Genomic DNA, 12,501 nt, shown 5'->3' on the forward strand with positions numbered 1-12,501 from the left:
CATGAAGAAATTTTTTTCACTTTGCATCGCGATTGCCTTCATCGGCGCTCACCTGCTGGCTAGCTGCCATGCGGAAACGCTTGGCGAGTACTGGGGAACGGCGGAGGAGGAAGCGAAGTACTATCGAATCGTCGAGGTTCCCTTTCCCGATGGCATGGCATTGGAAGCCGGATGCTTCGACGTCCTGCCCGACAACCGCTTGGCCATCGGCACCCGGCGAGGCGAAATCTTTCTCGTCGACGGTGCGTTTGACGAGAACCCCAAAACGACGTTTCATCAATATGCCGCCGGACTAGACGAAGTCATGGGGATCTCATTCCACGACGACGCGTTCACGGTGACTCAACAGACCGAAGTCACACGAATCAAGGACACGAACGGCGATGGACGTGCGGATGATTTCCAAACGCTCAGCGACGCTTGGGGGTTTCGTCACTATCACGAGTTCGCATTCGGTTCGAAACCCGATGCGGACGGGAACACTTGGGTCGCTCTCTGTCTATCTGAGTCCTATCGCTCCAAAGTTCCCTTTCGTGGCTGGTGTGTGAAAGTCACTGCCGATGGAGAAACGAACCCCGTTTGCAGCGGCATCCGGAGTCCTTGCGGCATCGGACCCAACGAACACGGCGTAATGTTTTATGCCGAAAGCCAAGGACCATGGAACGGATCGTGTTCGCTGAAAGTACTACAGCCCGGCGGTTTCATGGGACATCCCGTGAGCTTCAATTGGTATCCTCTGGCACCCGAAATGGGACCAGCGCCGACCGAACCCAACACGCGATCCAGACTAGAGCTGGAACGCAAGCGGGTTCCGCAACTCGTTCCCTACGCGGTCGTGTTTCCGTACATCAAGATGGGGCGATCCATTTCAGGCTTCACTGTCGATCACACCGGTGGAAAATTCGGACCCTTTGAAAATCAAATCTTCATCGGCGACTTCAGCCTCAGCGTGATGATGCGAGCCACCACGGAACAAGTCAACGGCGTCTGGCAGGGCGCTTGCTATCCGTTTCGCGAAGGTCTCGCCACGGGCTTGCTAGCCTGCCAGTTCACGCCCCAAGGAGACTTGATCGTCGGCGGGACGAACCGAGGCTGGCCGGTGCGTGGCCCGCGTCCTTACGCACTGCAGCGACTTGACTGGACCGGAAAGATGCCCTTCGAAGTCAAAGAGATCAACGCCCGGTCGGATGGTTTTCAGGTCACATTCACGAAGCCGGTTGATCCGACCGTTGCCGCTGATCCGGCAAGCTACGTTTTGTCGACGTTCACTCACATCTATCAGCAAGGCTACGGCAGCCCAGAAGTCGACCAGACGACGCCGAGGGTTTCCGCAGCAACGGTTTCAGACGATGGTCTCAGCGTTCGATTGCGAATCGATGGTCTGGTCCAGGGCCACGTCCACGAGTTCGACTTTGCCAAGTTGCGATCTGCAGAAAGCAGTCCACTCCTTCATGCAAACGCCTACTACACTCTCAACGAAATCCCCCACGACTGATTTGGGCTGTTATCCAGGTTCAGGGAGTTCAGGGCGTAGGACACCACCAAACGCCGTGAGCCGCGACGCGTAAGCGGCCGGGTCTCTCTCCATCCCACGATACCTTTCACCTGCCGCCACCCGTTGCCTTACGGCCAGCGGCTCAGGCAACGCTGTGAAGCATTCTAACTGTTAAAATACTAGCACGAAGCGCGAGCGAGTGAGTCGTAAGTCCACTCCCTTGCGCGTCGTGCTGGTATGTCCCGCGTTACAACAAACAAAATGTTTCAAAGCGTCGACTGCTTACGTTAAATTCACTTCTTTTTGCCTTTGCCACTCTTTCGAACCTTCTGCGGCGCGTTCGGATCGTATTTCGGATTCGGTTCGCTCGGCACGATCGCGTCGACGGACTGATGCCAGGCCAGCAAGTCGTTCAACAACTCGTCGCGTTTGACTGGATTCGACGCCGCCAGGTTGTTGTGTTCGCCGATGTCGTCTTTCAGGTTGTAAAGCTCCACCGCATGGTTGGTGGCGATTTCTTCGCGGCCTCCATCCAACTGCCATTCTTCTAGAAACAGATGAAGTTTCCAGTCACCCTTGCGGATGACGCTGACCGGGCGACTGCGGAAACCCGTCATCACGTCCAGTTCGCGCCCACGGATGACCGGACGGTCCAAATATCCTGGAAAATGCCAATGGATCGCTTGGCGTTTTAGGGTCCCGTCGCCTCGGAGCAGTGGCAATAGGCTCTCGCCATCCAGTGTCTTCTCCGTCGTTGCCCCCGCTGCGGCCAGGAATGTTGGAAAGAGGTCCACGTTGATGACAGGTTCATCGCAAACACTGCCCGGCTTCGTCACTCCGGGCCAACGCACGATGAAAGGTTCTCGGATGCCACCTTCATAGTAGCCGCCTTTGCTACCGCGAAGTGGCTCTTGTGGCGATGCTTGCGTGGCACCGTTATCGCTGGTGAAAACGAGCAGCGTGTTGTCGTCGAGTTTCAGCTCCCGCAGCTTGTCCAACAACATGCCGACGCTGGCGTCGAAGTCGTAGGTGCACGCGGCGTACATCAGTTGCCCCTTGCTCAGCTCAGGATTCTTTGCCGCCAACATCTGCAACGATTCGGGGCGTCCTTGCAGCGGAGTGTGGATGGCGTGATGGGCCAGGTAGCAAAAGAACGGTCCTTCCTTGTTTGCTTCGATGAACTCGATCGCTTTTCGTGTCAAGGCGAACACACCTTTGGGGTCACTGGGAGATCCGGCTTTGTTGCCCTCGGAACCTTCCTTCAACTTGCCTTCACCGAACGAGTCAAAGGTGAGATCGAATCCTTGATCAGACGGTTTTGCGCCGCCCGGTCCGTCGAGATGCCATTTGCCAACATGGGCGGTCTTGTAGCCTGCGTTCTTCAACGCGTCGGCGATCGTGATGTTTGATTCGGCAAGCCCGCCCTTGTTCGGCACGGGAATCAATCGTTGTTGCAGTTGGTTTCCCCGATTCGTACTACCCACTGCATAAACGTGGTGACGTGGCGTGTAGTTCCCGGACAGCAAACAAGCTCGACTCGGCGCGCAATTCCCAGCGGCTGCATAAGCATTGGAAAACACCATCCCCTGTTTCGCTAACTCGTCCAGCACGGGTGTCTCGCAAAACGAACTGCCTTGATACCCGACGTCTTTCCAGCCAAGGTCATCGGCAAAGATCAAAATGATGTTCGGCCGCTCGGCGGACGCAACCGTAGCAATCAGGGAAAGAAGCAGTAGGAGTGTTTGACGCATGACGGATTCGTTGAGAAAGGAGAGGGCGGCACCGGGACGATGATGGTCCTCCACATTCTAGACAAAACCTGACTCGTTGGGCGAGGCAGTTCGGATCTGCCCGACGTGAGCACGATGGTCTGATAGCCGTGCGGTCGCACAGATCGCTATGGGAACACTGGTTTCTTAATCCCCCGATACCAACGCGATCTGTTTTCTCAAGAATCGTTGTTCTGGTTCCTGCTTTGCCAATGCCAGTGACTTTTCGAACGCAGACTTCGCTTCCTGATTGCGTCCCAGCCTTTTGAGAAACTCGCCGCGAGCCGAGTGGGCCAAGTAGTAATCTTGCAACTCACCACTCGCGAGCAGAGTATCGATGATTTCCAAACCCGACGCGACGTTGTCTCGCATGGCAATTGCGACGGCTCGGTTGAGTTCCACGACCGGTGAATTCTCGATCCTCAGCAAGACATCGTACAACGCTACGATCTGCGACCAGTCGGTGTCGCTCGCCGTCGGCGCGACCGAGTGGACCGCTGAAATCGCCGCTTGAATCGTGTACGCACCAAACCGTCTGGAGCGAAGCGATTGCTCCACCAAAGCCCTCCCCTCGGCAATCAGTTTTTGATCCCACAAAGTGCGATCTTGGGCTTCCAGCAGCACAATGTTTCCTTCTTCGTCGATGCGGCCATTCCGACGTGATTCATGCAGCAACATCAGCGCGAGCAACCCCTTTGCTTCTGGATCATTGGCCTCAAGGTCCTCGCAGAGCTGGACCAACAGTCTCGCCAGCCGAATCGCCTCATCCGACAAATCTACCCTGGTCAGGCTATCTCCGATTGACGCACAATAGCCTTCGTTGAACACGAGATAGATCACCGACAAGACCGAGTCCATCCTCGCCGGCAATTCAGTCAATGATGGAATCGCGAAAGGGATACCAGCATCACGAATCTTGGCTTTGCCGCGAACGATCCGCTGGGCCATCGTGGCGGGCGAAATCAGGAACGCTCTGGCGATCTCTTCCGTTGTTAACCCACACACCTCACGCAAGGTCAACGGAACTTGCACCTTAGGATCGATTGCAGGGTGACAGCAGGTGAAGATCAATCTCAGGCGATCGTCTTCGATGTCACGCTGGGCGAGCAACTGGTTGGCGGATTCAATCTCGGCGATGCGCCGCGAGAGATCGGGATGCAGTTCGCTCAGACGAGCGCGGCGGCGGATCGCATCGACCGCTTTGAAGCGTCCGGCTGAGATCAGCCAAGCAGTCGGATTTTCTGGCACGCCTTGTTGTGGCCATTGCTGGAGAGCCGCTGCAAATGCGTCATGCATCGCTTCTTCGGCCAAGTCGAAATCGCCAAGTACGCGGACCAGTGTCGCAAACACTTTCCTTGACTCGAATCGGTAGATATTGTCGACGATTTCCGCAGTCATCATGTTCCGTCAAACGCTGCCTGCAACGTTGCGATATCGAGCTTTTTCATGCTCCAAACGGACTCGAACATCCGCTGGATGTTTTCCGGCTTTCCCGAATCCAACCACCTGCTTAACTGAGCGGGGACGATTTGCCAACACATGCCGAACCGGTCTTTCAACCATCCGCAGGCAAGTTCGCTACCGCCGTCGGCTTGCAGTTTTTCCCATAAATCATCCAGTTCTTGTTGGTCGTCGCATGCCACAGAAAGCGAAAACGCTTCGGTGAACTTCCAGTCCTGCCCCGCATTCAATGCCACAAACTTCATTCCACAAAGCTCGAATTCAACCGTCAGAATCGCGTCATTCGCCGGATTGCGAACGGTACGCACGATCGCTGAATCGGGCAGCACGGAAACATAAAACTCCGCGGCCTGCTGAGCGCAATCCGGATACGTAAAAAACGGTGTGATCTTTTGCTGTAGTTGCATTTGAAGCCTGTGGTGAATGGAAATGATAACCGTTGTTTTTTGTAGTGGACTACTCCAGAACCTCAGGTAGCGGAAACAGGGGGCGGATCTCTACCGTTCCCTTTTTCGCCGGCGGTAACCTTTCTGCGATCTTGATCGCTTCGTCTAAGTTATCCACGTCGATGATGTAGTAGCCCCCCAACTGCTCCGTTGTTTCAGCGAACGGCCCATCGGTGACTTGGCGTTGCCCACCGCGAACTCGAACACTGGTTGCGGTGGAGACGCTGTGCAGCGGAGCAGATGCAATCCACTTGCCTTCCTTTTCAAGTTCTTCGCTGATCGCCATCGATTCGATCATACACTCCCGGCGTTCGTCTTCTGTCCAGCCGTCCTCCACGCCGTAAATCAGCAGCATGTATTTCATGGCGTTTCTCCTGGAACCATCACCATCCAAGCGACACCGAACGGGTCGGTGACCATCCCGTATCGGGGCGACCAAAAAGTCTTGGTCAGGGGCATGTCCACCGTACCGCCGTCAGCCAACGCATTGAACGCAGCATCAGCGGCTTCCTCTGTGGGGACGGACAGTGCCAAACGAAATCCGTCGAATTTGGATTGGTCGTTGCAACCATCGGACGCCATCAGGGTCATCGCGCCGACGGTAAAGGATGCGTGCATGATCTTGTCCTCGAAACCGGGCTGTAGCATGCCCTCGGGAGTCGGATCTGGCGTCTCATTGAAACGCATTTTCATCAGGACGGTTGCACCGAGGGCAGACTGGTAGAACTGAAGTGCCTCTTCACATCGACCGCCGAAGAACAGATAGGGCTGAACCGATGAGCCCTGCAACGAAAGCTTCTGTCGCAGCGAATCCTCCTGCTCGCGAATCGTTCCTTGCGGGTCCGCCTCGGCAAAGTCCTCCATTTCAAAGATCGGACGGATGTCGATATCGGAATCTTCCATCATCGGATTCGGACATCGTTTCACCCACTGGATCGCTTCGTCCATTGATGCGACTTCCCAGATCCAAAAACCTGCGATCAGCTCACGTGTTTCTGTAAAGGGGCCGTCAGTAACGGTTCGTTGCTGACCGTGAAATCGAACTCGCTTGGCTTCTGAACTCGGTTTCAGCCCGTCGCCTGCTTTCATGATGCCTGCCTTGACCAGTTCTTCGTTGAACTGCCCCATTGCCGTCATCAACTCCATGCTGGGCATTTCGCCCGCCTCCGACCCTTTCGTCGCCTTGACGATGACCATGACTCTCATCGATTGATTTCCTCGGTTCTTAGATAGTTAGACAAACTGTACACGGCACCTGACGCGGCATCACGTAACACTCCACGTAATGGGATTCGCCAGAATTTCCCACCAAACTCTCTCAACAATCCCGTTTCTCAAAGGCCGCGTTTCGCTCCTCAATCATCTGGTTGATCTGTTCGTCCGCTGGTCGGATTTCGAAGGGCCCCATTTTGACGCCCGGATGTTGAGACATCAGCGAGATCGCGTGATTCAGGTCACGAGCCTCCAGCAGCAGGATGCCACCGAGCATTTCCTTGGTCTCAGCGAAAGGGCCGTCTGCAACATCCACACCACCATTCTTGGCGCGCAGAGTCACCGCGTTTTTCGCTGACTGCAATGCTTCGCCGCCGAGGAAATGCCCGCCCCGACGCAACTCGTCGTCGTAGGCAAAGCACTCCTCCATCATTTTTCGACCTTCCTCCTCGGACATGCCCTCCCATTTCGACTCGTCAAGGTACCCTAGGCAGACAAACTTCATGATTTCTCTTTGTTGGGATGGAGTGATTGCTTGACCAACTGACGCTGTTCTGGAAGGTAGTCGATTGGATGATGAGCCAATCGACACTTGGTAGAAAAAACTTGGAACATCGCCGCCCACTCGCAATCGGAGACTGCTGGCCTAGTCGTGTTCCGCTATCCCTGTGAGCCGATGGCGCTAGCCACGGGCCTCTATCCCTGTGAGCCGATGGCGCTAGCCACGGGCCTCGAAGGGTTTCGTCAACACCATTGGGCCCGCGGCTAGCCCGGATTATTCACGAGCCGCAGCGCGATAGAAACGTGTGACTCTACCAAACGCCGTGAGCCGCGACGCGTAAGCGGCCGGGTCTTTGCGTATCGAGTCTCCGTTTCAGTGTGTAGTACCCGTGGCCTGACCGCCAGCGGCTCAGAGCATATGACACCGCCGAACGTTTGGTAACACCACCATGCTAGAGGGGACGCTCTCGATCGCGTGGCGGCAGATAGACGCAGTCTGTTTCGTACCAGTCCACGAAACTCGTTTCGTGCAAAGGTATTGCAAAGACTGTAGCGGATCGCGTGATTCATCCCGTCTAGTGCTTTGCGGTTCACAAAGTCAGCACTCTCCATCACGATCCGGACACCAGTGTTATTAACTTCGCCGTACGAAGAGGGAACACTGAATCCAAAAGACGCACGTCCGTCTGACGTCAACAATGCTCGACATCGCGCGTGGAAAACTTGTCCAGTTCATTTGCCAGAGTCGGGCGTAGCGATGATCCTCAGATTGAACTGGCGACACTTGTTTTTCGCTTGATGATTGCGCGCGAACGACAGTTGATGTCGTCGCGACGAAATCATTCCTTGGGCGTCGCGAGATCCTGACGCCAGCCGACGAACTGGTTGTTTCGTGACGAAACCCTTGATCCCGGCAACGCCCAAATTCCGTTGTTTGGAGGCCCTCCGCCGCGGGGCTGCGAACAAACAATCGTGTTGCCCACGGCGTTTAATTCTCCAGCCACGCGGATTCCGGCAACACCGCTTCCTCGGACCGTGTTGTCAAGGAAGTAGGCCTGGCTGCCGGAAAAGATCATCACGATCGGTGGCATTCCGCCTTCGCGCGACAGTTCATTTCTCAACGCGGTGACGTGCCAGCCTTCTCTTACTCCGATCGCGACCTTGGCATTGTCGATGACACGGTTCTCGATCAAGCTTGACCGGCCCTCACGACACTCGGAAAAGCCAATGCCGGCTTCAAGGTTGTCGTGGCAATGGTTACCGATCAAGGTGGTGATGGAATCGCTTTCATGGCCGATCCCGACCGTTCCGTTCTCGTAGCATTCATTTCCGACAATTGTTGCCATGGCGTGAGATCGGATACCGATCCCCGCGAGACGGTTTCGGTAGCAGCGGTTTTTGCTAATCACGGGAGCGGAATTCTCTTCTGCTCCAATGCCTGCCATTTCGTTCTCATAGCAGTCGTTGTCTTCGATGACCGGGCGTGTCGTCGCCAGTGTCCGTGAACCGATGCCAGAACGTCGGTTTCGGTAACACTGATTGCCTCGTACCACCGGGCAAGACTCTTCGCTGATACCGATTCCCGCACGGATGTTCTCGTAACACTTGTTTTCAACGATCAGTGGACTTGCATCGTCATTGCCAATACCGGCGTAGAAGTTCTCGAAGCAGATGTTCTTTCTGATCACTGCCGTCGACTTGTGCATGGAACCGATTCCTCCGCCCATGTTTCGGTAGCAAATGTTACCTTCGATCAGCGGAGAGCATCGCCGTTGCTCGGTCCCCTGGATGGCGATCCCGGTATACCCGATGTGATGCACGATGTTGTTGCGAACCTCGCAGTCGATGCCGACGATGGAAATCCCGGGTGTTCCCAACGCACCGATGTGTTCGTGGCTCTGGTCATTCCCCTGAGTTTCATGGTGTTGTTGCCACTTCTTGTCGTCATATATGCCGACGCCGATGATTGTAAATCCGTCCAAGACCGCATCCTCGGCCATCGTGATACCTGCCATGTCCACGTTGCGATGGTTCGCTGGTAAAGCACCATCGACGATGGTTGCTTCCACCCTTGCCAATCCCAGTTTGCCAAGCGTATCGTCTCCTGCACTTCGCAGTATCACTCCCGGTTTCAGAACGATTCGTTCGTGATAGGTCCCCTGTTCGACGAGGACCACGTCAGTGGCCTCCGCAGAGTCAATTGCACTCTGAATCGATTGAAAATCCTTTGGAACACGCAGAGTTCTCGCGTGCAAGGTAGCTACACCGGTGCACATGAAAATCAACGAACAAGATAAAAGTATTCGAACCATTTGGACGCTCGCCTGACTCGCAGGTTCTGGTTTGAAGTGAGTTGCATTCGTTGCATTTGATTTCACCATGCATTCATCGCGGAATCAAATCTGGTGAATGTCACCATGAGGTTTACTTGATGATTTTGTTTAGCTTTTTCAGCGATCTTAGGGATCGCAAGCCGGCATCGCTGACACGAGTTCCACTGATGTTCAGCATTTCCAGTTCGGTTAAGCCCAGGATGTATTCGACACTCGTGTCGCTGACCTTCGTTCCCCCAACCTGCAGTTGCTGCAATTGCGGCATGCTGCTCAAGTGCATCAGTCCGGAATCAGTGACCAAAGTTCCGTTCATATCCAATCGCGTCAGACTCTTGATTTCTTTGATTCGCTTCATCGCATCGTCGGTGATCTTGCGATTGTCGCTGAGCCGAAGCTCTTCTAATAAGGGAAGTTTGCTGATAAAGTCAAAACTCCTGCTGGTAATCTTCTCCCCGTTCCGACAAGTCTTGGAGGCGTTGAACTTTTTCCAAGTGGCGCAGTCCCGCATCTGTGACCGGGGTGAAATTGAGACCGACGACCGTGACGTAGGGAAGTCCCTGCCAGTCAACGCTCGCAAGCCATGCGTCCGTCATCTTGGAGCGATCCTTGACCATCCGTGAAGTGACTTCGACAACATTTCCCGACGCATCACGTCTGATGTGAGCGCCCGATCGATTCAACGCCGCCATAGCGGCTGGCTTGTCCTTGACCGACACGATCTCGATGCTGGTGATTGCGGCAGTGGCCTTGTCGAATACGACGGACGCTGGACGGTTGGCCGGCATCGTGCTCAGGTTCGCGTCCTCGCCATTGACAATGACGCGCACGTTGTCCGCCAGCGGGATCGTTCGCCTTTCACCGCGGAAAATCAGTTCAACGCTGCGCTCGGCTTGGTTCCAGGATTTGAGCTCGACCTCCACCGGTTGGTCTGCGGTGGCAGCGGACGCCAACCCAGAAAACAACAGCAGCAATGCAAACGCTGTGCGAACGATGGACATGAAAAGATTCCTATTGCTGAGTTGGTTGTCTGGTGAATCGCACATTCTGTGAAGGTCTCGCCAATCTGTTGCCAAAATCGCGAGTTGAGCTTGGAAACCAGCACGACGCGCAAGCGGGTGATTCATAGCGTTCTATTCACTCGCTTGCGCTTCGTGCTGGTATCTGACTCGTTTCCAATCAATGCCAATTCACGCTCACGGCACTACCTTGCTCGTGGTCCTGCTGGCAGGTTCTGCAGCAAATACCGCGTGATCAACATTCTCACATGAACCAGCGTTCCGGTGCCCTCTCTCAGCCCGTGATCGCGGTTGGGATACACCATGTAGTCGAACGGTTTCCCCAGTTCGATCAGCCGATCGACAAGCCCTTCGATGATTTGGATGTGCGTATTGGTCTCTCCCGATCCGGTCACGATCAATAGCTTGCCCTTCAGACCTTCGGCAAAATGAATGGGAGCCGATCGCTGGTAGCCGTCCGGGTTCGACTCTCGGGTCCGCATGTAGATCTCCTGGAACCATGCGTTGTAGAGATGCGGTTGCGGTTTGGGGACGACCGCAATCCCGACGTGATAGTCGTCCGGTTTGCGAAACATCGCGTTCAGCGTGTTCGATCCGCCACCACTCCAGCCCCAGATGCCCACACGCGAAAGATCAACGAAGGATCGGAGACGCCCCAATTCTTTCAAGCCCGCGGCTTGCTCGTCGGTCGACAGTGGCCCCAGACTGCCGAAAATCGCTCGTCGCCAATCGGCACCTTTGGGCGCCGGCGTGCCACGGTTGTCGATGGACACCACCAAATATCCAAGATCGGCGACAACTCGCAAAAAGTGACTTTGCCCAGCGCCCCAACTGTTCAGCACGGTCTGGGCATGCGGTTCGCCGTACACATAAACAAAGACAGGGTACCGTTTTGATTCGTCGAAATCCTTGGGTTTGATCATCCAAGCGTCCATGCTGACTTCGTTACCGATATCAAGCTGCAAGAATTCGGTCGGATGATGCACGACGGAATTCGCCAACTGGTGCAGCTCTTCGTTGGACTGCACAACTGCGATGGTTCGATGCCCTGCCATCTCAACCAGTTCAACGATCGGCGGTGTGTCAAAAGTCGATACCGTGTGAAATGCCCACTTCGCATCAGGTGAAAAATCGTAGTCATGAGTTCCCGGCTGATTAGGTGGCGTGATCCGTTGTGACTCGCCGGAACCATCCAAAGAAACTCGATACAGGTACTTTTCGGTTGCATTTTGAGGAGAAGCGTAGAAGTAGTACCAACCGTTGGCTTCATCGACGATCGCGCGATCGATGAGGTCGTATTCACCCGGGGTCAGTAGTGACAACTCTTCGCCGTCGCGCGAATAAACAAAGGCGTGTCGCCAGCCGTCTTTCTCGCTGATCACGATGAACTCTTTGCCGTCGCGAATCCAAACCAGCCCCGAGTTTTTCCCTTGACTGGCCACGACCCAAGCGGGATCCGTTTCATGAAAGATCCGTTTCATTTCGCCATCGGGCGTCGCGAGAAAAAACTCACGGACGTCACGAGAGCGACTCAGTCGCTCGATGAGCAGTTCTTGCGAGTCCTCCACCCATTCCACCATTCCCAGATAGAACCCTTCGTCCGGGGACTCGATGGCCAACCACAGCAAATTCCTGGACTCGACATCGATGATCCCAACTCGATGTGTTGCAATCTGTCCGCCCACGCGTGCGAACCGTTGCTCCCTAATCCCTGGATAGGATGGATCACCAGGGACCAGCATGGATCGTTGCTTGACGTCCGTCTGATCGGTTTCAATGATCGAAACGTGCTTTCCGTCGGCACACCAACTCAAGCCGCGAAACGAAATGTCACGATCAGGTGCGCGATTCGTCAGACGCGTGACGTTGTCCGTTTCCAGGTTTCGCACAAACACATCGCGGTCTTGAAACTCCAGCTTGAGTGTTCCGTCTGGCGAAATCAATCGGCGTGGATTGGGGGATTGTTCCACGTTCGGATGCGAATCGAACGGCTTTCCCGTTTCGACGTTATAGTAAATCGTGGTCGACTTTCCTGAACCTGGTTCCTTTTGCAGGAGCGCATATCCGCTGCTGTCCGGTAACCAAGTCGCCTCAAAATCATCCGCACGGAACTCGTTACGCTCGTACACGGATTTCAGACGTTCCAATGTCGTCCCGTCAACCCACGCCTGCGGCATTTGCTGAGCCGAAAGATCGGTGAGCCCACACAGCAGCATGACGGCCGATAGAACGGATGGCAGAGTAAGTATTCGATTCATTCGGATAGTA

At 54.9% G+C, this 12,501-nt stretch carries 11 protein-coding genes; 1 reads left to right on the forward strand and 10 read right to left on the reverse strand.

The window, feature by feature from the left end:
• Position 1: 1 nt before the first annotated feature.
• Positions 2-1,495: a DUF7133 domain-containing protein gene (locus Pla52nx_RS11705; RefSeq protein WP_231741995.1), complete on the forward strand. Its 1,494-nt coding sequence runs from the start codon at positions 2-4 to the stop codon at positions 1,493-1,495.
• A gap of 293 nt (positions 1,496-1,788) precedes the next feature.
• Here the strand turns inward: Pla52nx_RS11705 and Pla52nx_RS11710 are convergent, their stop codons facing one another.
• From Pla52nx_RS11710 to Pla52nx_RS11755, 10 genes are all read right to left on the reverse strand, one after another.
• Positions 1,789-3,246: a sulfatase gene (locus Pla52nx_RS11710; RefSeq protein ID WP_146520179.1), complete on the reverse strand. Its 1,458-nt coding sequence runs from the start codon at positions 3,244-3,246 to the stop codon at positions 1,789-1,791.
• Between the two features lie 165 nt (positions 3,247-3,411).
• A complete protein-coding gene (locus tag Pla52nx_RS11715) occupies positions 3,412-4,665 on the reverse strand; it encodes an RNA polymerase sigma factor (RefSeq protein WP_146520178.1) in 1,254 nt (417 codons plus the stop codon).
• Entirely contained in the window at positions 4,662-5,132 is a 471-nt protein-coding gene (locus Pla52nx_RS11720; protein WP_146520177.1) for a VOC family protein, read from the reverse strand. The genes Pla52nx_RS11715 and Pla52nx_RS11720 overlap by 4 nt, the downstream gene beginning before the upstream one ends.
• A gap of 49 nt (positions 5,133-5,181) precedes the next feature.
• A complete protein-coding gene (locus tag Pla52nx_RS11725) occupies positions 5,182-5,535 on the reverse strand; it encodes a YciI family protein (protein WP_146520176.1) in 354 nt (117 codons plus the stop codon).
• Positions 5,532-6,377 (reverse strand): YciI family protein, encoded by an 846-nt coding sequence (locus tag Pla52nx_RS11730; protein ID WP_146520175.1) that lies wholly within the window; start codon positions 6,375-6,377, stop codon positions 5,532-5,534. The genes Pla52nx_RS11725 and Pla52nx_RS11730 overlap by 4 nt, the downstream gene beginning before the upstream one ends.
• A gap of 112 nt (positions 6,378-6,489) precedes the next feature.
• Complete coding sequence (locus tag Pla52nx_RS11735; protein ID WP_146520174.1) at positions 6,490-6,888, reverse strand: YciI family protein; 399 nt, start codon at positions 6,886-6,888, stop codon at positions 6,490-6,492.
• Between the two features lie 835 nt (positions 6,889-7,723).
• Entirely contained in the window at positions 7,724-9,265 is a 1,542-nt protein-coding gene (locus Pla52nx_RS11740) for a right-handed parallel beta-helix repeat-containing protein (protein WP_146520173.1), read from the reverse strand.
• Between the two features lie 43 nt (positions 9,266-9,308).
• Positions 9,309-9,572, reverse strand: coding sequence for a hypothetical protein (locus Pla52nx_RS11745; RefSeq protein WP_197454598.1), 264 nt, complete (start codon positions 9,570-9,572; stop codon positions 9,309-9,311).
• A gap of 70 nt (positions 9,573-9,642) precedes the next feature.
• Positions 9,643-10,215, reverse strand: a complete 573-nt coding sequence (locus Pla52nx_RS11750) for a hypothetical protein (RefSeq protein WP_146520171.1) — start codon at positions 10,213-10,215, stop codon at positions 9,643-9,645.
• A 203-nt stretch (positions 10,216-10,418) separates the two neighbouring features.
• Positions 10,419-12,491 carry a S9 family peptidase gene (locus tag Pla52nx_RS11755; protein WP_146520170.1) on the reverse strand — a complete coding sequence of 691 codons (2,073 nt, stop codon included), beginning with the start codon at positions 12,489-12,491 and terminating at the stop codon, positions 10,419-10,421.
• Positions 12,492-12,501 lie beyond the last annotated feature (10 nt).

This window comes from Stieleria varia, assembly GCF_038443385.1.
In the GTDB taxonomy this organism is placed as follows: Bacteria; Planctomycetota; Planctomycetia; order Pirellulales; family Pirellulaceae; genus Stieleria; species Stieleria varia.